Annotated in this window: 20 protein-coding genes; 12 read left to right on the top strand and 8 right to left on the bottom strand. The window is 60.7% G+C overall.

The window, feature by feature from the left end; genetic code table 11:
• Positions 1-6 precede the first annotated feature (6 nt).
• Both QA648_RS07050 and QA648_RS07045 read left to right on the top strand, forming a co-directional pair.
• Entirely contained in the window at positions 7-1,161 is a 1,155-nt protein-coding gene (locus QA648_RS07050) for a DUF2336 domain-containing protein (RefSeq protein ID WP_283051245.1), read from the top strand.
• Positions 1,162-1,195: 34 nt separating this feature from the next.
• The gene (locus QA648_RS07045; RefSeq protein ID WP_199773551.1) at positions 1,196-1,660 is read left to right on the top strand and encodes a GNAT family N-acetyltransferase; all 465 of its coding nucleotides are present in this window, start codon (positions 1,196-1,198) and stop codon (positions 1,658-1,660) included.
• A 63-nt stretch (positions 1,661-1,723) separates the two neighbouring features.
• Here QA648_RS07045 and QA648_RS07040 read toward each other — a convergent pair whose 3' ends face one another.
• From QA648_RS07040 to parE, 5 genes are all read right to left on the bottom strand, one after another.
• Positions 1,724-2,902 carry an AI-2E family transporter gene (locus tag QA648_RS07040; RefSeq protein ID WP_104823141.1) on the bottom strand — a complete coding sequence of 393 codons (1,179 nt, stop codon included), beginning with the start codon at positions 2,900-2,902 and terminating at the stop codon, positions 1,724-1,726.
• 139 nt (positions 2,903-3,041) lie between these two features.
• Positions 3,042-4,175, bottom strand: coding sequence for an esterase-like activity of phytase family protein (locus tag QA648_RS07035; protein ID WP_283050461.1), 1,134 nt, complete (start codon positions 4,173-4,175; stop codon positions 3,042-3,044).
• A gap of 147 nt (positions 4,176-4,322) precedes the next feature.
• A complete protein-coding gene (locus QA648_RS07030) occupies positions 4,323-4,724 on the bottom strand; it encodes a HEPN domain-containing protein (protein ID WP_283050460.1) in 402 nt (133 codons plus the stop codon).
• Positions 4,721-5,059, bottom strand: a complete 339-nt coding sequence (locus QA648_RS07025) for a nucleotidyltransferase domain-containing protein (protein WP_283050458.1) — start codon at positions 5,057-5,059, stop codon at positions 4,721-4,723. Before QA648_RS07025 ends, QA648_RS07030 begins: the two co-directional genes overlap by 4 nt.
• Positions 5,060-5,145: 86 nt before the next feature.
• Positions 5,146-7,209, bottom strand: coding sequence for a DNA topoisomerase IV subunit B (parE, locus tag QA648_RS07020; RefSeq protein WP_283050456.1), 2,064 nt, complete (start codon positions 7,207-7,209; stop codon positions 5,146-5,148).
• 200 nt (positions 7,210-7,409) lie between these two features.
• On the opposite strand from parE, the gene QA648_RS07015 reads away from it, so the two are divergent.
• From QA648_RS07015 to QA648_RS07000, 4 genes are all read left to right on the top strand, one after another.
• Complete coding sequence (locus QA648_RS07015; protein ID WP_283050455.1) at positions 7,410-8,306, top strand: alpha/beta hydrolase; 897 nt, start codon at positions 7,410-7,412, stop codon at positions 8,304-8,306.
• Positions 8,307-8,449: 143 nt separating this feature from the next.
• The gene (gene tpiA, locus QA648_RS07010) at positions 8,450-9,220 is read left to right on the top strand and encodes a triose-phosphate isomerase (protein ID WP_283050454.1); all 771 of its coding nucleotides are present in this window, start codon (positions 8,450-8,452) and stop codon (positions 9,218-9,220) included.
• 115 nt (positions 9,221-9,335) lie between these two features.
• The gene (secG, locus tag QA648_RS07005; protein ID WP_104823136.1) at positions 9,336-9,890 is read left to right on the top strand and encodes a preprotein translocase subunit SecG; all 555 of its coding nucleotides are present in this window, start codon (positions 9,336-9,338) and stop codon (positions 9,888-9,890) included.
• 144 nt (positions 9,891-10,034) lie between these two features.
• Positions 10,035-11,663 (top strand): CTP synthase, encoded by a 1,629-nt coding sequence (locus QA648_RS07000; protein ID WP_260303864.1) that lies wholly within the window; start codon positions 10,035-10,037, stop codon positions 11,661-11,663.
• On the opposite strand, the gene ftrA is transcribed toward QA648_RS07000, so the two are convergent.
• A complete protein-coding gene (ftrA, locus tag QA648_RS06995) occupies positions 11,626-12,663 on the bottom strand; it encodes a transcriptional regulator FtrA (RefSeq protein ID WP_283051243.1) in 1,038 nt (345 codons plus the stop codon). The genes QA648_RS07000 and ftrA overlap by 38 nt on opposite strands.
• 65 nt (positions 12,664-12,728) lie before the next feature.
• Here ftrA and QA648_RS06990 point away from each other — a divergent pair, with 65 nt between their 5' ends.
• The 4 genes from QA648_RS06990 to QA648_RS06975 all read left to right on the top strand — a co-directional run bounded on the left by QA648_RS06990 (position 12,729) and on the right by QA648_RS06975 (position 16,801).
• A complete protein-coding gene (locus QA648_RS06990; protein WP_283050451.1) occupies positions 12,729-13,121 on the top strand; it encodes a rhodanese-like domain-containing protein in 393 nt (130 codons plus the stop codon).
• A 142-nt stretch (positions 13,122-13,263) separates the two neighbouring features.
• The gene (locus QA648_RS06985; protein WP_283050448.1) at positions 13,264-14,313 is read left to right on the top strand and encodes a HoxN/HupN/NixA family nickel/cobalt transporter; all 1,050 of its coding nucleotides are present in this window, start codon (positions 13,264-13,266) and stop codon (positions 14,311-14,313) included.
• Between the two features lie 87 nt (positions 14,314-14,400).
• A complete protein-coding gene (locus QA648_RS06980; RefSeq protein ID WP_283050446.1) occupies positions 14,401-14,928 on the top strand; it encodes a FecR domain-containing protein in 528 nt (175 codons plus the stop codon).
• A 13-nt stretch (positions 14,929-14,941) separates the two neighbouring features.
• Positions 14,942-16,801 (top strand): adenylate/guanylate cyclase domain-containing protein, encoded by a 1,860-nt coding sequence (locus QA648_RS06975; RefSeq protein WP_283050444.1) that lies wholly within the window; start codon positions 14,942-14,944, stop codon positions 16,799-16,801.
• Positions 16,802-16,821: 20 nt separating this feature from the next.
• Here QA648_RS06975 and QA648_RS06970 read toward each other — a convergent pair whose 3' ends face one another.
• Complete coding sequence (locus QA648_RS06970; RefSeq protein WP_199773550.1) at positions 16,822-18,723, bottom strand: adenylate/guanylate cyclase domain-containing protein; 1,902 nt, start codon at positions 18,721-18,723, stop codon at positions 16,822-16,824.
• 509 nt (positions 18,724-19,232) lie between these two features.
• On the opposite strand from QA648_RS06970, the gene QA648_RS06965 reads away from it, so the two are divergent.
• Complete coding sequence (locus QA648_RS06965) at positions 19,233-20,108, top strand: LysR family transcriptional regulator (protein ID WP_283050443.1); 876 nt, start codon at positions 19,233-19,235, stop codon at positions 20,106-20,108.
• A gap of 29 nt (positions 20,109-20,137) precedes the next feature.
• Here QA648_RS06965 and QA648_RS06960 read toward each other — a convergent pair whose 3' ends face one another.
• Positions 20,138-21,226, bottom strand: a complete 1,089-nt coding sequence (locus QA648_RS06960; RefSeq protein WP_283050441.1) for a citrate synthase/methylcitrate synthase — start codon at positions 21,224-21,226, stop codon at positions 20,138-20,140.
• Positions 21,227-21,310: 84 nt separating this feature from the next.
• On the opposite strand from QA648_RS06960, the gene QA648_RS06955 reads away from it, so the two are divergent.
• Complete coding sequence (locus QA648_RS06955) at positions 21,311-22,444, top strand: citrate synthase (protein WP_283050439.1); 1,134 nt, start codon at positions 21,311-21,313, stop codon at positions 22,442-22,444.
• The last annotated feature ends 9 nt before the right edge of the window (positions 22,445-22,453 follow it).

Genomic DNA, 22,453 nt, shown 5'->3' with positions numbered 1-22,453 from the left:
CCGCCGATATCGAGGCGTTACGTGATCATAGAAGCATTTCTTCGCTGGGCCGAGACCGCCAAGGCAGAGGGTAGGGCGAGGGCTGCCAATGCACTCGGGCGGGCCTATCTGCAGTCGGTGATGCCGCAAGAAGAGCGGGCCGCCGCCGAGATGGCGATGACCTATATGCTCGACGATCCGTCACCGCGCGTGCGCCTCTCGCTGGCCGAGGCCGTAGCCCGTTCCCCGGATGCGCCGCGTAACGTCATCCTGTCGCTGGCGGAAGATCAACCCGAGATCGCGGGGCAGGTCATTCTGTTTTCCCCTGTGTTCACCGATGCAGATCTTGTCGACCTCGCGCTGCGCGGTAGCAATGTGACGCGCGTGCTGATCGCCTCGCGCGGACGGGTATCGCGGTCGGTTTCCGCAGCGCTCGCCGAAATCGGCGGTGAGACCGAAATCCTTTGCCTATTGGAAAACGACGGCGCCTCCTTGTCGCGCGCTTCGTTGAAGCGGATCGCCGAGCGCCTTGGCGATCACGCCGACATACGCGGTCTGCTTCTGGATCGAGACGTGCTGCCGTCTGACGTCCGTCACCTTCTGATGCGGCATGTCAGCGAGGCGCTGGCGGGCTCAAGTCTCATTCAGGCCACGATCGGCGCGGGCAGGCTTCAGCATCTTACGCGGGAGGCCAGTGAGGCAGCGACGGTTTCCATCGCCGGCACAGTGCAGCATGAGGACATTCCCGATCTGGTCGAGCACCTCAGGCAGTCCGGCTGGTTGACACCGGCTTTCCTGATGCATGCGCTTTGCTCCGGCAAGGTGGACTTCTTCGCCGGCGCGATCACCAATCTTTCGGCCTGCGACGAGCGGCGCGTGCGCTCCATCCTTTCCACCGGCCGCGTTTATGCCGTCCGCGCGCTTTATGAATCCGCCGGCCTGTCGCGCGATATCAGCCTGGTCTTTGTCGAGGCGACATTGATCTGGCGTGAGGCATCGCGCACCAATGGCGGCACCATGTTGGAAAATGTTTCGGCGCGGTTGATGCGTAAGTTCCGACTTGCAGAACAATCGCCCATCGCGGCATTGCAATTGCTGGACATGGTGGAGAAGCTTGCCAATGCGGAGCGCCGGCAGACTGCGCGGACATTCGCGGCTCTGGCAGCTCTTGCCGCAGCGTGATAGTCATCGGCTATTGCAGCTTTAGGAATCTATCTTGCCGCTAACAATTGCCGTTGAATCACCGCGCCAAGACGGCGTTATCCGTCTTCTCGACATGTCCAGTGCCTATGCGCAATCCCTCTATCCGCCGGAGAGCAACCATTTGCTCGATCTGGAGTCGCTGGAGAGGCCTGAAGTGACCTTCTGGGTCGCGCGGCTCGATGGCAATGCGGTCGGCTGCTGCGCGCTGGTCGAGGCGGGGGATGGCACCGCGGAGATCAAGCGCATGTTTGTCGATCCGCTTGCCAGGGGACGCAAGGTCGCACAGATGCTGATGGAAGCACTGGAAGAAAAAGCGACGGAAAGGACGCTGACGGCGCTACGGCTCGAAACCGGCATATATCAGCCGGAGGCAATCAGCCTCTACAGCAAGTTCGGCTATACGGAGATCGGACCGTTCGGCGGCTACGGGCTTGATCCGCTCAGCCTGTTCATGGAGAAGACTTTCCCGCAGGGATAAGACGCCCAGATTCAAGGGATTGGAGCGACCTTTGCGCGCTCGAATGAACGCACGGCGCCCTAATCAGCCGTCCGAACCGTCCCGGATACGCAATTGCAGTTCCGGCTCCTGAGCGTGCTGTTCCTCGGTCAATTCCGCCTCGCGGATCCATTCGCGCCAGATGGCGACGATGATGGCCATGAGCACCGGCCCGATGAACAGACCGAGGAAGCCCATGGTCTTGACCCCGCCGACAAGACCGAAAAAGGTGGGCAGGAAAGGCAGCTTGATCGGACCGCCGACCAGCTTCGGCCGCAGCGTCTTGTCGACGATGAAGAGTTCGACCGTCCCCCACACGAATAGCCCAGCGCCCGCCCAGGGTGAGCCGCTGGCGAGCAGATAGATGGAGACGAGCGACATGGAGAGCGGCGCGCCGCCAGGCACGAGCGCCATGACCCCCGTCAGAACGCCGAGCGTGACTGCCGATGGCGCGCCCGCAATCCAATAGGCAACGCCCAGCACGACGCCTTCGCCGATGGCGATCAACGTCATGCCCATGACCGTGGAGCTGATCGTTGCCGGCACAACGCGAGAAATGCGCTCCCAACGGTTCGGCAGGATACGTTCGCCCAAAAGATCGACCTGACGGACGAAGCTGGCTCCATCGCGATAGATGAAAAACAGGGCGATCAGCATGAACAGCAAAGTCAACACGACATGGAAGGCGCCGCCGCCGGCGGCAAGCACTGCCCGATAGATATTGCCGATATGGGCGCCGCTGACGAGCTGCGCCAATTCGCCGATGGAACCGGGGCTGCCGACATATTGCGTCCACTGATCGCCAAGCCAGGAGCCGATTATCGGCAGCGCCAGGATCCATTGCGGCGGTGGCGCACCATCGCGGTTGACATGTACTGCCCAGGTAAACCATTCGCGCACCTCGCCGACCATATAGATGGCCGAGAGCACGATCGGCAGCACCAGAAAGGTCACGATGAAGGCGATGGCGATGGTTGCCGCAAGCGTCGTGTTGCCGTTGGTGCGGCGCACGAGGTCACTATAAAGCGGCCAGGTGGCGAAACCGATCACCGCCGCGGCCAGCACTGGAACGAGAAAACCGTAGAAGAAATAGATGCCGGCAGCGGCAATCAGGATCAGCAGCCAACGCGCCGCCGAAATCGACGGAATAAGGGCCATGCGCGCGGGCGCGCTCGGCCCCAGCCAACGCGGCTCCCTTGGCTTATGACGTTCGAATACACCCACCGGACTTGCTTCACTCTTTTTATTAGATCAACCGGTTATGGGGTATGATCTAGGCTGTTTCAAGGGCCTCTACTTGAAAGCCTATATATTCCGTTGCCGTGACAGCCGGACGACTACCGACGCGAGAGTAGACCGCCTATTATTGCGGCCGGCGGATGACCTTGAAGGCAAAGAACTGTGTCTTCTGCGTCGGATTGAAATTGTTGTCGGCAACGAAAATCAACACATCCGTGCCGTCTTTCGCCTTGCCGAAGGTGATGCCCTCGATGTTGTCAGGCGCAAGGCCGAGCGCGCGCAGATCCATGACCTGGGCCTTGCGCACGGGCACGATACGCTGATCGGTCTTCGCCAAGGACGGGATGTTCGAAACATCGGTTGCACCTTCGAGATCGAACATATTGATGACGGCCGAATTGCCGACATCCTGCGCATAGCCACGTTCGATCGACAGCACGTGCCGGTCGTCCAGCGCCACGAAATCCGACATGCCGAAATCATTCCAGCCGCCGGGTTTGCCAGCCGCCTGCGGGATCGGCGAGATCGGATAAACATATTGCGCCTTCTGTTCGCCGGTGGCCGCGTCATAGCGGATCAGGCGGGCAAGCGCGCCGTTGGTCAGCGTCGCTATCGGCCCGTCCTGGTAAAGCGCCGATTCCATGCCGACGAGAAGATCTCCGCCGGAGAGAAAGGTCAGGTCCTCGAAAGCCAGATTGTCGCGGATGCCGGTGCTCCTGTCGGCGGTCGGTGCAAAGCCTGCGGGCAGCGGCAGTTCGCGGACGAAGCTGCCGTCGCGATTGGCAACCCGCACGAAAGGCGGCAGCAGCGCCTTGCCGTCGCCTTCGCTGCTCCAATAGATGCCGTCCTTGCCGATGCGGATCGACTCCGAATCCACCGTGCGGGTAGCGAATGGCTGGCCGTTCTTATCTTTCAGCGTCACGTGATCGAGCACCGTCAAGCCCTTGAGACCGGCGGCGCTGACATCGATATCGAGATCGTAGAAGCGCGCTGGTGCCTTTTCGGAGCGGTCGTCGCTGATGGAGACATAATGGCCGGTCGAAGGGTCGAAATCGATGCCGGAGAGACCGCCGACTTCAACGCCGTTCTCCATGAAGCCCGTCGGAATGTCGTATTCGCCGAGATAGGAGAGGCTGATACCCGCCTTGCAGTCACCGAAGGGGCAGGGGACATCGATCGTACCGATGTCGGTGGCGCGGGCAGCGGTGGAACCGAAAAGAAGGGCCGCGGCGGCAGTCATCAAAAAGGGCTTCAACATGGCGATATCGTCACATCCGGATCATGAGTTGGCGGGTTCGCAAAGATGCCGCATCTATGCATCCGCCCGTGACGCTTTCGTTACGGATATCGGTCAATTCGATAAAAATATCGCGAAGTCGCTTTTGCCGCAGGGAGAACTGCGAAACTACTCCTCGTCAGGCAGAAATGCATTACGCATGGCCAATACAAACGTCTCTGCCTGACCTACGATTTCACGGGCATCGCTCAGTTCAATGAGATCACCTGTATAATCTGCGACCACACGAATTTCCTCAGCCCGTTTCAAGGACCGCCCCATCTCCTTGGATATGGGGCCGTCCTTCACGAGATGTTCACTAAAGGCATTGATGAGGCCGCGATGCGTCTTGCCGATGTCCCCTTTCACGGCGCCGGATGCAAGGAGCGCGGCGCGTGCGGCATCGAACATTGCATAGTAAGCGCGATTGCAAGCACCGTCAGCATCTCCCAAATCAAGAAGGACGCGAGCTGATTTACACGCCTGATCTGCTTTGGCTATCAAAGCTCCTGCCATCAAATTGCCGCTCACAGCCTAATGCCTTCCTTAGCGATACGATGAAGCAAGGCCGGATTCGAGTAGTGGTCCGGATGTTCCCATTCATCGAGCCAGATAGGAAGTGGCGAAATGTTGATTCCAGTCTCTAGCAGAACGTCAAAAGCCACGTCAGCCATCGCAAGCTTCGTGGACAGAAAGCGTTGATGCTCGCCGCTGAGAAGAACTGCAACATCGGCATCACTGTCTGGACGATGCGTCCCGCGCGCTCGGCTGCCATAGACGATAGCGCCGGCCGTATCGTAACGGTCAGCTATCAAACCCACGAAGCGTTTAACTGCTTGTTCGGTAGCAAGGTCAATCTGGTGCATGCGCCTCAGCTTTCCAAAATGCCTTCCAAACATACACTAATAACTGCAAATCGGAGAAGTATCGAATAGAAGAGCGCCGTATTCCGCTAAATATCCAGATTCTCCGCAAATGCCGCACGCTCCTGGATAAAGCGGAAACGGGCATCCGCCTTGGTGCCCATGAGATTGTCGACGGCTTCGCGCGTGCCCTCGAAATCCACCTCGTCGATCTCGACACGCAAGAGCGTACGTCTCGCCGGGTCCATGGTCGTTTCCTTAAGCTGGGCGGGGAGCATCTCGCCGAGGCCTTTGAAGCGGCTGATTTCGACCTTGCCTTTGCCCTTGAACTCGGTCTCCATCAGCTCCAGCCGATGGGCGTCGTCGCGGGCGTAGATGGATTTCGACCCCTGCGTGATCTTGTAGAGCGGCGGCACGGCCAGGAATAGGTGGCCTCCACGGATCAGCTCGGGCATTTCCTGATAGAAGAACGTGATCAGCAGCGAGGCGATATGGGCGCCGTCGACGTCGGCATCGGTCATAACGACGATGCGCTGATAGCGAAGGTCCTCTTCGCGATATTTCGAGCGCGTGCCGCAGCCGAGCGCCTGGACGAGATCGGCGATCTGCTGGTTAGCGGACAGCTTTTCGCGGCCGGCGCTGGCGACGTTGAGGATCTTGCCGCGTAGTGGCAGGATCGCCTGGTTCGTGCGGTTGCGCGCCTGCTTGGCGGAGCCGCCAGCCGAATCACCTTCGACGAGGAAGAGTTCGGCGCCTTCGGCGGTATTCTGCGAACAATCGGCGAGCTTGCCCGGCAGGCGCAGCTTGCGCACCGCCGTCTTGCGGTTGACTTCCTTCTCCTTGCGGCGGCGCAGGCGCTCCTCGGAACGCTCGATCACCCATTCCAGTAGCTTTTCGGCTTCGGCCGGATTGTCGGTGAGATAATGATCGAAGGGATCGCGCAATGCATTTTCGACAATGCGCTGCGCCTCGACGGTCGCGAGCCTGTCCTTGGTCTGACCGACGAATTCCGGTTCGCGGATGAAGATGGAAAGCATGCCGACGCCGGATATCATCACGTCGTCGGTGGTGATACCCGCCGCGCGCTTGTTCTGAGTCATCTCGGCATAGTTCTTCAGGCCCTTGGTGAGCGCGATGCGCAGGCCCGCTTCATGCGTACCGCCTTCGGGGGTCGGAATGGTATTGCAATAGGAATGGATCTGCGGGTCGCCGCCGTACCAAGTGATCGCCCACTCCAGCGAACCATGGCCGCTTGCCTTCTCCGACTTGCCGGCGAAAATCTCGCGCGTGACGGTGAACTCGTTGCCCATCGTCGCCTTGAGGTAATCCTTCAGACCGCCGGGGAAGTGGAAGACGGCCTTTTCCGGAACATCGGAGCCTCCATGCACCAATTCCGGATCGCAGCTCCAGCGGATCTCTACGCCGCCGAAAAGATAGGCTTTGGACCGCGCCATACGGAAGACGCGGGCAGGATCGAACTTGGCATGCTCGCCGAAGATCTGCGGATCGGGATGGAAGCGCACGCGGGTGCCGCGACGGTTATGGACATCGCCGAGTTCTTCCAGCCCGCCCTGGGGCAGGCCACGCGAAAAGCGCTGGCGATAGAGCTTGCGATTGCGCGCCACCTCGACTTCGAGATCATCGGACAGCGCATTGACGACAGACACGCCGACGCCGTGCAGACCGCCCGAGGTCTCATAGGCTTTGCCGTCGAATTTACCGCCGGCATGCAGCTTGGTCATGATGACTTCGAGCGTCGACTTGCCCGGCACCTGCGGATGGTTTTCGACCGGAATGCCGCGGCCATTGTCGGTGACGGTCAGATAGCCGTGCTGGTCGAGATACACGTCGATGAAATCGGCATGGCCGGCGACGGCCTCGTCCATGCAATTGTCGATGACTTCGGCGAAGAGATGATGCAACGCCTTCTCGTCCGTGCCGCCGATATACATGCCAGGGCGCATGCGCACCGGCTCCAGCCCTTCGAGAACGCGGATCGAATTCGCCCCATATTCCTCGGCAGTCGAGGTTGCCGGCGCAGGGCGCGGGGCAGGGGCGGCCACAGGCTTTTCAGCCTTGACGACCGGCTTGTCCGCCGCTTCCGGTTTCGGCGAAAGGGGCAGTCCGGAGAAGAGATCGTTGCTGTTATCCATGGAACTGTTCAGATTTGTCCTTGAAGGGGTCATACCCCAAAATCACCGCATTTGCCGTCAGTTTCGCGAATCACCGTGATTCTGCCAGAAACGACGCGCGAGCGCGATGGCACCCCGGTAACGGGGCAAATTCGGAAAAAAGATTTGCGTTGCCGGGCGGCGAATGGCAAGCCCGTGGGCCTATCGAGGGAAGTGTCCGCATGCGAATGTCCACAGCTCATTTGTCGATTTTAGCAGCAATTGCGGCGTTTTTGCCGCTAGCAACCGCGTCGGGTGCCGCCGCAGAGGCCTTGAAGCCTTTCAAGGATGACCTGTTTTCCAATCAGACGGTCCTCGAAAGCCACGACAATGGTGCTTTCCAGACGATCGACTATCAGGAAATGCGGGACATAAACGGCCGCGACGAGGTGCCGGAACGGCGCGTCAAGCCGGCCTATGTCGCCACCGGCGTGCGATGGAAAGCGCAAGAGGACGAAACTTTGCCGCTCGGCGACCGCAAGCTCGACGTGACCCGCATCGGCCCGGCATCCAAGCAGGCCTTCACAGTGATCTTCATCCACGGCCGCGGCGGCGACCGCAGGCTGGGGTCGAACGACTACACGTTCGGCGGCAATTTCAACCGGCTGAAGAACCTCGCCTATATCAGCGGCGGTACATACTACGCGCCGAGCGTAAAGAGCTTCGACAGCGACGGCGTCGCCGACATCGCGGCACTGATCCGATATTCCTACGAGCAATCCGGCGGCAGGCCTGTCATCCTCACATGCGCTTCCATGGGCAGCTTCATTTGCTGGGGTATCACGCGCGACGCTGAAAGCGTCAAGCGTCTGAAAGGGATGGCGATTTTGAGCGGAGTCACCGATCCGGATTTCGTCAAAAGCGCTTTCTACAAGGCGAAATTGCCGGTCTGGTTCACCCATGGCAGCAAGGACCCGGTCTACGCCGCTGCCGACCAGGAAGCTCTGTTCGAAAAACTCTACAAGACGCATTACCCGACGCGATTCACCCTGTTTGCCACCGGCAACCATGGCACACCGGTACGCATGACCGATTGGCGGAAGGTGCTGAATTGGCTCCTTGATCCACAGCCGTCATAATTTTCTTCGAAAAAATTTCGATTTAATTTCGGAAAAGCGATTTTTTAAACGGTTTGAACTTGTTCCGGCCGCTTTCGACAACTTTTCTTTCTGCCTTAGTTTTGTTAGTGCGACAGAGAGAGTTGACGGGAGGGAAACGCCGAATGACGCAAAAAATACGACCGCTTCTGGCGGGAAATTGGAAGATGAACGGCACGCGGGCCAGCCTGGACCAGGTCAAGGCTATCGCGGAGGGCGTGAAAGCGCCGCTATCCGAGAAGATCGATACGCTGCTCTGCCCGCCGGCAACCCTTCTCTATGTTGCGACCGCGCTCTGCGACGACAGTCCGCTGGCAATCGGAGCGCAGGATTGCCATCAATTGGTCAGCGGCGCGCATACCGGCAACGTCTCCGCCGCGATGATCGCGGATTGCTTCGGCACACATGTGATCGTCGGCCATTCCGAGCGCCGCAGGAATCACGCTGAAAGCGACGCGCTGGTGCGCGCCAAGGCGGAAGCGGCGCTTGCGGCCGAGCTCGTCACTATCATCTGCATCGGCGAAACGGCGGACGAGCGCGACAATGGCCAGACGCTGGATGTGCTCAAGCGTCAGCTTGCCGGTTCCACGCCCGATGGCGCCGTCTCGGAAACGACCGTCATCGCCTATGAGCCCGTCTGGGCGATCGGCACGGGCAAGGTTCCCACCACAGCGGATGTCGAGGAAGCACATGCCTTCATCCGCAAGGAATTGGTGGCGCGCTTCGGCGCCGATGGCGAAAAGTTTCGTCTTCTCTACGGCGGCTCGGTCAACGGCGCGAATGCGGCCGACCTGCTTGCTGTCGCCAATGTCAACGGTTTGCTCGTCGGTGGCCAAAGCTTGAAAGCCGTCGACTTCCTCGCCATTTATGGCGCATTCGAACGGCAGTTCGCTTGAAGGTTTCACTTGCCTGTATTCCGGTCTTAAAAGGACTTGGAATAGGCGAGAGCCTCATGTAAAGAGCCGCGAGCTTTTCTTTTTGATGCCCGCGCCCGCGGGCAGGACTGGACCTATGCAAACCGTACTGCTTGTCATCTATCTCATGGTTGTCATCGCTCTCATCGGCGTGGTGCTGATTCAGCGCTCGGAGGGCGGTGGCCTGGGCATTGGCGGCGGATCGGGCTTCATGTCGGCACGCGGCACGGCCAACGCGTTGACACGGACCACGGCGATCCTGGCGGCGTTGTTCTTCGTTTTGGCGCTCGGCATGAACGTGCTGTCTCGCTTCGAGGGACGTCCGACCGACATTCTCAACCGTATTCCGAGCACGGCGGGCCAGGGCAACGGCATTCTCGATTCGCTCGGCGGCCAGAAGGGCGCAGCACCGGCAGGCGGCCAGTCCCAGCCAGCCAACAATAACGGCGTTCCGAACAGCGGCGCGGTTGCTCCGCAGTCTCAGACGTCGACCCAGCCTGCTCCGACGGCAACCCAACAGGCACCGGCCGCTACGGCGACCCAGCCCACAACTACCACGACGCAGCCTGCTCCGGCCACCGGTCAGCAGACGGCTCCTGCGACGACAACAACGCCGGCCCAGGGTGGCAACGGCGTTCCGACCGGCCAGTAAGCCCGGTCAGCTACGATCATCCTCCGGCAGGTCCTTGGATCTGCCGGTTTTGTTTTGTCAACATTCCGCGTTCTGTGTCCAAAATTCCGGAAACGAATTTTAGGGCTGGCGGAATCATTTGTTAAAAGGTATCCGGTGACTCCCATGGCGCGATATGTATTCATCACTGGCGGCGTGGTTTCTTCCCTCGGAAAAGGAATTGCGGCCGCGGCTCTCGGAGCGTTGTTGCAGGCCCGCGGTTATCGGGTCCGCCTGCGCAAACTCGACCCCTATCTGAACGTGGACCCGGGCACGATGAGCCCGACCCAGCACGGCGAAGTCTTCGTCACCGACGACGGCGCGGAAACCGACCTCGATCTCGGCCACTACGAACGCTTCACCGGTCGTTCGGCCACCAAGACCGACAACATCACGACGGGTCGCATCTACAAGAACATCATCGACAAGGAACGCCGCGGCGACTATCTGGGCGCCACCGTTCAGGTCATTCCGCATGTCACCAACGAGATCAAGGATTTCGTTATCGAGGGCAATGACGATTATGATTTCGTCATCTGCGAGATCGGCGGCACGGTTGGCGACATCGAAGCGATGCCCTTCATGGAAGCCATCCGCCAGCTCGGTAACGACCTGCCGCGCGGCACGGCGATCTATGTCCACCTGACGCTGATGCCCTACATCCCGGCTGCCGGCGAGCTGAAGACCAAGCCGACGCAGCACTCCGTCAAGGAGCTGCAGGCTCTCGGCATTCATCCGGACATCCTGCTCGTGCGTGCGGATCGCGAGATCCCGGAGGCCGAGCGCCGCAAGCTTTCGCTGTTCTGCAACGTTCGTCCGTCCGCCGTCATCCAGGCGCTCGACGTCGCCAATATCTACGATGTGCCGATGGCCTACCATAAGGAAGGCCTCGACAATGAGGTGCTCGCCGCTTTCGGCATCGAGCCGGCGCCGAAGCCCCGGCTCGAACAATGGGAAGAGGTTTGCAACCGCATCCGCACGCCGGAAGGCGAGGTAACGATCGCCATCGTCGGCAAATATACCGGTCTCAAAGATGCCTATAAGTCGCTGATCGAAGCACTGCACCACGGCGGTATCGCCAATCGCGTCAAGGTCAAGCTTGAATGGATCGAGTCGGAGGTCTTCGAAAAGGAAGATCCGGCGCCGTATCTCGAAAAGGTCCACGGCATTCTCGTGCCTGGCGGCTTTGGCGAGCGGGGCTCCGAGGGCAAGATTCATGCGGCCCGCTTCGCGCGCGAGCGGAAGGTGCCGTATTTCGGCATCTGCTTCGGCATGCAGATGGCTGTCATCGAAGCGGCCCGCAATCTCGCCGGTGTCGAACACGCATCCTCCACCGAATTCGGTCCGACCAACGAACCTGTCGTCGGCCTGATGACGGAATGGCTGAAGGGCAACGAACTGCAGAAGCGCACGGCATCCGGCGATCTCGGCGGCACGATGCGGCTTGGCGCCTACAAAGCGGCGCTCAAGAAGGGCACCAAGATCTCCGAAATCTACGGTTCGACCGACATTTCCGAGCGTCATCGCCATCGCTACGAAGTCAACATCGACTACAAGGACAAGCTGGAAGATTGCGGCTTGACCTTCTCGGGCATGTCACCGGATGGCGTCCTGCCGGAAACGATCGAATATGCGGATCATCCGTGGTTCATCGGCGTCCAGTATCACCCGGAACTGAAGTCCCGGCCGCTGGAACCGCACCCGCTGTTCTCGAGCTTCATCGAAGCGGCGACGGAACAGAGCCGGCTGGTTTAAGGGCGGCAAATCGCTTGCGGTAGTCGCTCGGACTGACCGCAAGCCTCTCCCGAAAATGATGGCGCATGGTGGCAAGCGATCCAAATCCGCTCGCCACTGCCACATCGTCAAGCGAAATGGCAGCCTGCTTTTCGAGCAGATCCCGGGCGCGCCGCAGCCGCTCGCTCAATAGCCATTCGCCCGGCGCCATGCCGGTAGTCGCCTCGAAACGACGCTGGAAGGTCCGCACACTCATTCCCGCCCGCGCTGCAAGCACGGCAATGGGCTGATCTTCCTGCAGACGCTCGCGCATCCATTCGAGCAAGGGACCCAAGCGCGCGCCCTCGCGCTGTTTCAGAACCGGGGTCTCGATATATTGCGCCTGACCGCCTTCGCGATGCGGCGGCACCACGAGACGACGGGCGACACTATTGGCTATGTCAGATCCGTAATCCCGGCGCACGACATGTAGGCAGAGATCGATAGCGGCCGCACTGCCGGCGGCGGTCAGCACGCTATCTTCATCGACATAAAGAACATCGGCATCCACTGATATGTCCGGGTAGCGCGCGGCGATGGAATCTACGTAGCGCCAATGCGTCGTCGCCTTTCGGCCCGCGAGCAATCCGGCGGCGGCAAGGACTGCGACGCCCGAGCATAGTGACATGATCCGCACGCCGCGGCGGCTGGCTGCCTGCAGCTCGGCGAGCAGTGGGGCAGGAACGAGCGTCCCTATGCCGCGCCAACCAGGCACGACGATCAGATCGGCGTCGGCAATGATCTCAAGCCCGTGGTCGACCTGCACCGTCAGCCCGCCGGCGGCACGAAGCGGGCCATCCTCGATTGCACAGGCGGAAAACCGGTACCAGTCGTTGCCCATTTCCGGGCGTGGCAGGCCGAAGATTTCATAAGCGACGCCGAATTCGAACGTGCAAAGCCCGTCATAGACGAGGGTGACGACATGCGGGCCGAAAAGATTGGTGGTGTCTGCATTTGGCATGATGTTGACGCTATATGGCATTTCGGCCAATTTCAACTCTGGGACCGCTCAGGCATGAATGCACCGAACGGAAGAAGGAGCGTTACATGTCCCTAGTCAGTGAAATCCCTGCCGCAGCGCCGAGTGTCGTCGCAGAGCACTATGCCCGCAAGCTTGCTTTCGAAACCGATTGCTCCGACGTCTATCAGGCGATGACATCGGGCAATGCGGACTTTGTCCTGATCGACGTTCGCGGGCCGGCCCTGTTTCAGGAGCAGCATATTCCCGGCGCAATCAACCTCCCGCATGGCAAGATGACCGCTCGGAAGATGGCGGAGTGGCCCGACGATACGCTGTTTGTCGTCTATTGCGCCGGACCGCATTGCAACGGCACTGACAAGGCGGCGTTACGTCTCGGCACGCTCGGCAAGCGCGTAAAGGTGATGATCGGCGGCATCACAGGCTGGGCGGATGAGGGCAATCCGTTCGAAGTGGGCTGACAAATCGACGAGATAAGCCCGGCCTTCGCCGGGTTTGCTCATTTTTGTGACAGTGCGGAAAAACTTGGCATATACGCTATTTGACTGTCGCGCCGTTTCCCGCTCCATGGCACTGTGCACATAAGCATAACGGGAAAAAAGTATGATTCTCAATCCATTTGACGATCGCGCGGAAAGATCGAGAGCCAAGATAGCTTTCACTTTCGTGCTGCTGATCGCATTCAATATTGCCGCATGGATCTGGGCCTGGGCCGCTTTCGCCGACAGGCCATCGCTTCTGGGTATTGCGTTTCTTGCATATATGTTCGGGCTTCGCCACGCCTTCGATGCCGATCATATCGCCGCGATCGATAACGTCGTGCGCAAGCTGATCCAAGAAAGGAAGCAGCCCTATGCGGTCGGCTTTTTCTTCTCGCTCGGCCATTCCTCGATCGTTGTGATCGCCTCGATCCTGATTGCAGCGACGGCGGCCGCCATGCAGAGCCAGCTCGATTCCTTCCACGATATTGGCGGCGTCATCGGCACGGCGATCTCGGCCGCGTTCCTGCTGCTGATCGGCATTGCAAATCTCTTCGTCCTCAAGGGCGTGTGGTCCGCCTTCAGACGAGCGCAAAGGGGCGGGAGGATCGCGGAGGAGGATCTTGATACGCTGCTTGCCGGCGGTGGTTTCCTGGCACGCATCTTCCGCCCGATGTTCAAGGTCGTCACCCGTTCCTGGCATATGTACCCGATCGGCTTTCTCTTCGGTCTCGGTTTCGATACGGCGACCGAGATCGGCCTGCTTGGCATTTCCGCGGCGCAGGCGGCACAGGGCGTGTCCTTCTGGACGATTCTCGTCTTCCCGGCGCTTTTCACCGCTGGCATGTCGCTGATGGATACCAGCGACAGCATATTGATGACCGGCGCCTATGGCTGGGCTTTCGTCAAGCCGGTGCGCAAGCTCTGGTACAATCTGACCATCACCGCGGCTTCGGTTGTCGTTGCGATCTTCATTGGCGGTATCGAGGCCCTGGGGCTGATCTCCGACAAGCTCGGTCTTGAGGGCGGCGTCTGGAGCTTTATCGGCGATCTCAACGACAATCTCGCCAACTTCGGCTTCGCGGTCGTAGGTATCTTCCTGCTGAGCTGGCTGGTTTCGACCATCCTCTACAAAGCCAAGGGCTACGACAACTTGCAGATTAACCACTCCTGACGCATCATCACTTCTCACAGATTTATATTGCCGCGGCTGGAATTTAGCGTCCGCGACCACAATTGTATTTCGTGAGGGGGCACAACCATGATCCAGACAAACCGTTTTCTCGGCGCTGCCGGAATAGCCGTTCTGTGCGTGGTCGGGACGGGCTCGGCCTCTGCACAAACGACCGGCTGTTCGCTGCGAGCGGCGGTCAGTGCCGAGCGCCAGACGCTCAATTGCGAGCCGGGCCTCAGCATCACCATCGAACGCGGAGCAAGCTACCGGCTTGCCGACCGCAATCGCGACGGCCAGGTGGACGCTGTCGTGCTCAACAGCAAAGCCGCGCTGGTCGATGTCGACAACAGCCGCATCAAGGGTGGGTTCGAAGTGGTGACGCCGCAGGCGATCGCTGCGGTGCGCGGTACACGATGGGCAGTCGACGCAGGGCGCGGCAAGACATCCGTGCTGGTGCTGCGCGGCCGCGTCGCCGTTAACAAGGTTTCGACCGGGCAAGGCGTTACGCTTGGACGAGGGCAGGGGGTTGATGTCGATCGCAGCCGCGGTCCCCTGCGCGTTACGAATTGGAAGCAACCACGCATAAGCGCGCTGATGGGCCGCCTCGGCCAGTGAGATCCTGATTCCCATGCGCAGACCACCGCTGCAGACGCTGATTGCGCTCGTCTTGACTGCCGTCTGGGGTGCGGGCCTTGGCATCGCTCATCTGCGCGGCGATATTCCCTTTATCGACGGTGCCGAGGCGACGCTGACCAATCTCAGGAACGTGCTCGGCGGTACCCGGCAACCGCCCGATATCGTTACCATCGTCGCCATCGATGACGAGGCGTCCCGTCAAGCGGGCCACTATCCGCTGCCCCGTGCCACCCTCGCGAAAGTCGTCGATGCCATCACCGCGCTGAAGCCGAAAGCAATCGGGCTCGACATGCTTTTGGTGGATCCTGGCGCGGAGGCCGACGATGCAGCGCTGGCACAGTCGCTGAGAAAGACCAACGCCGTGCTGGCCGTCGCCGGCATCTTTCCCGAAAGTCGCCAGCGTGTTGCCGACGACAGCAAGGAGCCGCTTGCGCGCGTCCCCAGCGCCCTGCAATTCCTGGAGCCGCTGCCTCGGTTTGCGCAGGCAGCGAGCTATGGTGTCGTCAACGTCCAGACCGACAAGACGGGAACGCCGCGTTTCGTGCCCATGCTGTTTCGCAGCGGCGGGCGGATCGAACCATCCTTCTCGCTGCGCGTCGTTTCCGCCGCCACCGGCGAGCCTACGACCGTCATTTCCGACCACATCAAGCTTGGCGATCGTTTGGTGCATACCGATACCGGCTATCTCTTGCCGCTCTCTTTCTACGGTCCGCGTGGCACGATCCGCACCATCGGCGCCAGTGCAGCGCTAACAGGGCAATTGCCGGAGGAGGCGATCAGGGACCACATCGTCGTTATCGGCGCGACCGTTACCGGCGGCGGCGATGTCTTTCCGACGCCTTTCGATCCGGTCCTGCCGGGCGTCGAGGTCATTTCCACTTCAATCACGCATCTGATCGCCGGGGACGGATTGGTCCGCGACCGCGACGTGCGCCTCATTGACCTCGGCTTTGCCATTGGCCTGCCGGTCGTTCTCGTCGGGTTGCTTGCCTGGCGGCGCAACACTATCGGCCTGATCATAGCGCTCTGTGTCATCCTTGCCTGGCTGTCGATCAACATCAGCGCCTTCAAGCATGGCATTTGGCTGAGTGCCGCTATTCCGATCGCGGCCGCGATGCCGCCGGCGCTTCTGTTCGGCGCCGCGCAGCTTTGGCTTGGCCGCAAACAGGCCAGGCATTTCGCGCAACAGAGCGAACTCCTGCAGCGCATTCAGGCGCCGGGCCTTGCCGAACATCTTGCCCGCGATCCCAGCTTTCTGACGGAACCGGTGCGTCAGGAAGCGGCCATTGTTTTCATCGATCTCAACGGGTTCACAGGCCTCAGCGAAGCAATCGGCCCAACGGCGGTGCGCGAACTGTTGAACGGCTTCTATGATCTCGTCGACGAGGAAGTGTCTGCCTGCGGCGGTGCCATCACCAGCTTCATGGGCGATGGCGCCATGATCCTGTTCGGCCTGCCGCAGCCGAAGAGGGATGATCCCGCCAATGCGGCGTGCTGCTGCATTCGCCTGGCCGATCGAATGAGAGGCTGGTTTGGAACCCTGCCGGAGTCCATCGCCTCCCGCATCGGTTTCAAGATCGGAGCGCATTTCGGCACCGTCGTCGCCTCCAGGCTCGGCGGTCACGGCCGCCAGCAGATCACAGCGACCGGCGACACTGTCAATGTCGCCAGCCGCCTGATGGAGGTGGCTGCCCGCAGCAATGCCGAGATCGCGTTCAGCAACGACCTGCTGCAATCTGCCGGACGCGACAGCGAACCCTATACGGAAGGCCAGCTCGATGGTCCGATCGAAGCGAGCCTGCGCGGTCGTGCCGGTTCTCTTGCCGTTTGGCTATGGCGCAGCCGGGCCTGATCCCGAAAGAATGCAGCGCTCTAGCAAAGAGCTTCGTCTTCGCTGGAGACCCTGTGCTCCTCCGCCGGGGCATGCCCCACATTGAACCTCTCGAACATTTTGTGGAACCGCGGCGAGTCACGCAGCGAATCCAGATCAGAATCATTGCTGAACCAGAGCACCTGATAGGCAGAGCTCATCGGCAGCAATCTTTCGAGCAGGTCCAGCGCTGCTTCGCGATCCCCAAGTACGGCATAGGCGCAGGCAACATTATATTGGGTGCAAACGTCGTCCGGATCGATCGTGAGTGCACGCGCCGCCCATTCCCGGGCTCGCCCGGCCTCGCCGAGATGGGCGAGGGCGATGGCGCCGCGGTGGGCGGGGCCTGAGTTTTCCGGATTGAGATCGAGCGCTCGTTCCGCACGCTCGACGCCAATCCTTGCCCAATGCTCTAGGTCCTCCGTCTTTCCGAGCGAGCGGAAGGCACTGATGAGATGCACGGGCGACAGATAGTCATCGGTGCGGATCGTTGCCGCGCGCTCAAAATAATGCACGGCCTCCTCGAACCGGCCCTGCATGAACAGGAAGCGGCCGTAGTGGAAATTCGCTTCGTAAAGGTTCGGCTGCAGCGCCATGGCCCGAGCGAAGGCGGCCGTCGCTTCCTCGTTCTGGCCGCTTTGATGCAAAGCCAGGCCATGCGAAGCATAGGCCTCGGCCAGATTGGGATCGAGTTCCAGCGCCTTGGCGCTCATCGCCATGATGTTTTCCAGCGGAAACTCGCGCGGGCTCCAGTCCCTCAGCGCCGAGTCGCAATCGGCTATGCCGGCATAGGCGCGGGCGTAATCCGGATCGAGCTCGACGGCCTTCAGGAACATACGCCGCGCCAGCAGCAGGTATGACCGCGTCCAGGCATGCGAGAACTGCCGCCCCCGAAGATAGTAGGTATAGGCTTCGATGTTGGCGGTCGGTTCGCTTTCGATCGCCTTCTTCTCCTCCGGCTGGAGCTTGATCTTCAGTTGGTCGACGATCGCATGAGTAATCTCGTCCTGAATGGTGAAAATATCGGTCAGGTCGCGATCGAAACGGCCGGCCCAGAGATGCGCGCCGTTGCGGGCGTCGATAAGCTGGCCGGTGATGCGTACGCGCTGGGCGGCCTTGCGGACGCTGCCCTGCAGCACGAAATCGGCGCCGAGTTCCTGCGCTATCTGCTTCACCTTCACCGACTTGCCCTTGTAGGTGAAGACGGTGTTGCGAGCCACGACATTGAGGTCCGAAATCTGCGAGAGATCGGTGATCAGATCCTCGGTAATCCCGTCGGAGAAATATTCCTGCTCCTGGTCGTCGCTCATGTTAACGAAAGGCAGCACGGCCACCAGCCGCTTGCGGCCATCCCGCCTCGGCAGAGCGATGACCGATGAGGTCGTCGGCGCACTGAGAGAAACGGTGTAGACGCGAACGCTATGGGCGATGTTCTTCAGGGAATGCTCGCCACGATCTTCGAAGGAAACGCCGAGGCGAGAGCCGACATGATCGCGCACCGAAGCGGAGACGGCGATGCCACCCGGCTCGGCAATGGCTTCCAGGCGGGCCGCCAGATTGACGCCTTCGCCAAAGATGTCGCCATCCTCGACAATGACGTCGCCGAGATTGATGCCGATACGCAGCTCGATGCGGCGCTCCTGCTGTGCGTTTTCGTTTCGCGTCAGCATATCGCGCTGAATTTCGGCGGCGCAGGCGACTGCATTCACTACGCTCGAAAATTCGACCAGCATGCCATCGCCGGTGTGCTTGACGATGCGCCCCTTGTGTTCGGTGATCCTGGGGTCCAGAACTTCGGCACGATGCTGCCTGACCGCTGCCAGCGTGCCGGCCTCGTCCATCCCCATCAAGCGGCTGTAGCCCACGATGTCCACAGCAAGAATGGCAGTCAGTCGGCGCTCCAAGTGCCCCCCGAATTCATCCCGTGGTCTAAGGCTGCAGTTTACGCCGATATTGTCACAATGTCGTGCGTAGCGTTCCATATTGCACCGTGGCAGTTGGAAAACATTTAGGGCGCGCAGATAGCACCATTCCACACCAAGAAGCGAGCGGTCTTTGTGGTTAGTCCCTTTGTGGTAAGGGCTATAGTTTCACCATTTTCGCTAGCCCGAACTACGCAAAATCCCACATATTTGGCGGTATATTCGCCATTTTTGGTTTTATCCGTGCCCCATGGGAATGATGAAAATCACAGGGAGGCACGCGAGGAAAAATTGAGCGCGCGCCCGGAACTTTGGGAAGCGTCGCGGCGGTGCCTGGCGTGACAGTCGAGACGAGCGCAAAGAGAATCAGAATAACAAGGCTTCAATGGTCACGCGGGCCGGTCTCCATTTTCAGTAGATACATAGGTGCATGACAGCCATCAGAAAAACGAATGTTGAATGCCAGATGCATTAGCGTTTATGATGCGGACATGGTCAGAAACTTCGATATCGCCCTTATCAGGACTTTCGCCGCCGTTGCCGATCACAGCAGCATGACAGTCGCCGCCAAAATGCTGCACATGACGCAAGGCGCTGTCAGCCAGCAGATCAAGCGACTGGAGGAGATGCTGGGCTGTGCTCTCTTCGAGCGGGAAAATCGCGGACTGCGATTGACGGATGCGGGAGAGCGGATGCTCGGCAATGCCCGCCGGCTCCTGATCCTCAATGACGACATCTGGGCCGATATGGCGGAAACCACCGTAGAAGGCAGCGTGCGGCTCGGCGTGCCCCATGATCTCGTCGGAACGGTTCTGGCGCCGGTTCTAAGGTCCTATGCGGAACGTCATCCGCAGGTAGAGATTTCTCTGGTCTGTGGCTCATCGCCCGAGTTGATGCAGGCGCTCGACAATGGCGTGATCGATCTCGGCGTCATCGAAGAGCCGCTCGGCACGTCCAAGGGCGAATGCCTGGCGATCGACCGGCTGGTTTGGGTGGGTGCAAAAGCGGGCGGCGCCCATCGGAAGAATCCGCTACCGATTTCGATGGTGGCCGATACCTGCGCCTTCCGACCGTCGGTATTCGCGGCGCTCCGAGACGACGGGCGACGCTGGCGCACCGTGTTCGAGAACGGCAATATCGAAGCGACGACGGCCACTGTGCGCACCGATCTTGCGATCACCGCCTGGCTTGCCTCTACCGTTCCCGCCGACCTCGATATTCTCGGCGCAGGCGATGGTCTGCCGGACCTGCCGGTCTTTTCCATCAACCTCCATTTGTCTAAAAGCGGAGCGACACCGCCGGCAACCGAACTTGCCCGCCATATCCGCGAAGGGTTGATGCGGCCGCGACAGATGGCGGCCGCTTGAGGATCATTCGGCTCGCCAGCCGCCAAATACTATGCAGCCTTCGGCAAAGGCCCGACATAGCGCGATTGCGGACGGATCAGGCGGCCATCGAGCATCTGCTCGCGCGCATGGGCGATCCAACCCACCGTCCTGCCGATCGCAAAGACGCCGGTGAAAGCGTTACGCGGGAAACCGAGAGCATCGAGCAGCAGGGCGGTATAATATTCGACATTGGTTTCCAGCGGACGGTCGGGCTTGCGCTCCTTCAACAGAGCCAGAGCCGCGGCTTCGATCGCCTCGGCGAGCGCGATGCGGCCAGCATTGGCCTGACCGCTCGCAAAGATCGGCCGCAGCGCCGTCTTCAGTGCATCGGCGCGGGGATCGCGGACGCGGTATATGCGGTGACCGAAGCCCATCAGCCGTTCTCCGTGGTCAAGCGCCTGCGACAGCCATGCGCGGGCATTAGCGGGCTCACCGACCGCATCCAGCATATCGAGCACCGGGCCGGGAGCACCGCCATGCAGCGGTCCCTTGAGAGCGCTGATCGCAGCCAATACCGAGGAGGTCAGGCCGGCATGGGTCGAGGCGATGACGCGAGAGGCGAAGGTGGAAGCATTCAATCCATGATCGGAGATCGTGACCAGATAGGCATCGAGGCCGGCGGTCTGCTGTGGCGTCGGGCGCTTGCCCGTCAGCATGCGCAGGATGTCGGCGGATTGAGATAGGGAGGCATCCGGCCTGACCGGCCGATTGCCGTTTTGAAGGCGCAGCACGGCAGGCAGGAAGACCGCTGGCGCCGCCATCAGGCGGATGGCCGTGGCAAAATCATCGCCGTCTCCGATGCGAGCCAGCAGCGCCCGCATGACTTCCACCGGCGGCAGGGCCAGCAATACTGCATCTGCCGCTTTCACATGTGCGAACAGTTCCACGCGCGCGGCGCCCAATTGCGCCCTGATGCTTGCGGCATCGGCATGTTCCTCGAACAAGCCCTCCAGCAGCAGCGCGGCGACATCCTCGAAGCGGCTGGTCGCGACCAAGTCGTCCAGCGACACACCGCGGATGATCAGGCGGCCGGCAGCACCGTCCACATCGGACAACTTGGTTTCGGCAGCAATGATATCTTCGAGACCACTTTTCATCATTTTTCTCCTTTGACTACGCACTTAGATCAGTCCTATTTTCATTGACGTCAATCTTGATGCAATTGATCAATATGAGGAACCATGAGCTGGCTGACGGCAGAGCAGGCGCTGAACCTCCTGGGCACCAAATCACAGACGCTTTACGCGAATGTCAGCCGTGGCCGCATCCGTGCGAAACCCGATCCAACCGACACGCGGCGAAGCCTTTATTTCGCCGATGACGTCAAGCGGCTGGCGGCGCGCCACGCGGGACGGCGAAAGACCGAGGCCGTTGCAGCCGATGCCATCCAGTGGGGTGATCCTGTGCTGCCTTCGGCCTTGTCGACAATTTCGCATGGCCGGCTGTTCTATCGCGGGCAGGATGCGGCGAAGCTCGCCGAATACGCGACCTTGGAGGAGGTGGCCTGTCTCCTGTGGGACATGAAACGGCCCTTGCGGCTGGAGGGGCAAGGTGGCAATTACGAGCCATCCGCCTTAGCGGCGGTCTTTTCGGCGTTGGCCGAGCGCGCCTCAACCGACCTGCCGTCGCTCGGGCGCTCGCTCCCGGCGCTGCGAAATGAAGCGGAAAGCGTATTCGGTACGGTTGCCGATGCGCTGGCACCGGGCCTATCTCATGTGCCACTGCATCTGCGCCTTGCTGAGGCGTGGAACCAGCCGGATGCCGCCGAACTCATCCGCCGCTCTCTCGTGCTCTTAGCCGACCACGAACTCAATGCCTCGACCTTCACAGCGCGGATCACCGCCTCTGCTGGTGCGACACTATCGGCCGCGGCACTTTCCGGCCTGTCAACACTGACCGGGCCGCTGCATGGCGGCGCGTGGCAAAGCGTGCGCTCGCTGATGGACCTTGCTGCTTCAATCGGCGCTGAGGAGGCGGTCCGCAGCTATCTCGCCGAGGGGAGGTCGCTGGCGGCAGTCGGCCACCCGCTCTATCCCGACGGCGATGCGCGCGCCCGGGCGCTGCTTGCCTGCTTTACGCTGCCGCCTTTGTTCGCGGAGGTGCGCAGGGCGGCGGAAGAATTGGTCGGGGAACCCGTCAATGTTGATTTTGCCCTGACGGCGATGACATCCGCCTACCATCTGCCGCGGGACGCGCCGCTGATCATCTTCGCACTTGCCCGAACTGTCGGATGGCTGGCGCACGCCATGGAGCAATCCGCAAGCGGTCATCTCATCCGGCCACGCGCGCGGTATGTCGGTCCGCCGGTGGAGTGACCGGCAGGT

It is taken from the genome of Rhizobium sp. CB3171, assembly GCF_029714265.1.
Classification (GTDB): Bacteria; Pseudomonadota; Alphaproteobacteria; order Rhizobiales; family Rhizobiaceae; genus Rhizobium.
The sequence above is the reverse complement of the archived record's forward strand: the minus strand, read 5'-3'. Positions and strand labels throughout refer to the sequence as shown.

Coding starts and splice junctions, on each gene's coding strand:
- QA648_RS07025 (WP_283050458.1), bottom strand. CDS start 5,059: ATGCACCAGATTGACCTTGCTACCGAACAAGCAGTTAAACGCTTCGTG.
- QA648_RS07000 (WP_260303864.1), top strand. CDS start 10,035: ATGGCGCGATATGTATTCATCACTGGCGGCGTGGTTTCTTCCCTCGGA.
- QA648_RS06990 (WP_283050451.1), top strand. CDS start 12,729: ATGTCCCTAGTCAGTGAAATCCCTGCCGCAGCGCCGAGTGTCGTCGCA.
- ftrA (WP_283051243.1), bottom strand. CDS start 12,663: ATGCCATATAGCGTCAACATCATGCCAAATGCAGACACCACCAATCTT.
- QA648_RS06975 (WP_283050444.1), top strand. CDS start 14,942: ATGCGCAGACCACCGCTGCAGACGCTGATTGCGCTCGTCTTGACTGCC.
- QA648_RS06985 (WP_283050448.1), top strand. CDS start 13,264: ATGATTCTCAATCCATTTGACGATCGCGCGGAAAGATCGAGAGCCAAG.
- QA648_RS06955 (WP_283050439.1), top strand. CDS start 21,311: ATGAGCTGGCTGACGGCAGAGCAGGCGCTGAACCTCCTGGGCACCAAA.
- QA648_RS07035 (WP_283050461.1), bottom strand. CDS start 4,175: ATGTTGAAGCCCTTTTTGATGACTGCCGCCGCGGCCCTTCTTTTCGGT.
- tpiA (WP_283050454.1), top strand. CDS start 8,450: ATGACGCAAAAAATACGACCGCTTCTGGCGGGAAATTGGAAGATGAAC.
- QA648_RS06980 (WP_283050446.1), top strand. CDS start 14,401: ATGATCCAGACAAACCGTTTTCTCGGCGCTGCCGGAATAGCCGTTCTG.
- QA648_RS06960 (WP_283050441.1), bottom strand. CDS start 21,226: ATGAAAAGTGGTCTCGAAGATATCATTGCTGCCGAAACCAAGTTGTCC.
- QA648_RS07015 (WP_283050455.1), top strand. CDS start 7,410: ATGCGAATGTCCACAGCTCATTTGTCGATTTTAGCAGCAATTGCGGCG.
- parE (WP_283050456.1), bottom strand. CDS start 7,209: ATGGATAACAGCAACGATCTCTTCTCCGGACTGCCCCTTTCGCCGAAA.
- secG (WP_104823136.1), top strand. CDS start 9,336: ATGCAAACCGTACTGCTTGTCATCTATCTCATGGTTGTCATCGCTCTC.
- QA648_RS06965 (WP_283050443.1), top strand. CDS start 19,233: ATGGTCAGAAACTTCGATATCGCCCTTATCAGGACTTTCGCCGCCGTT.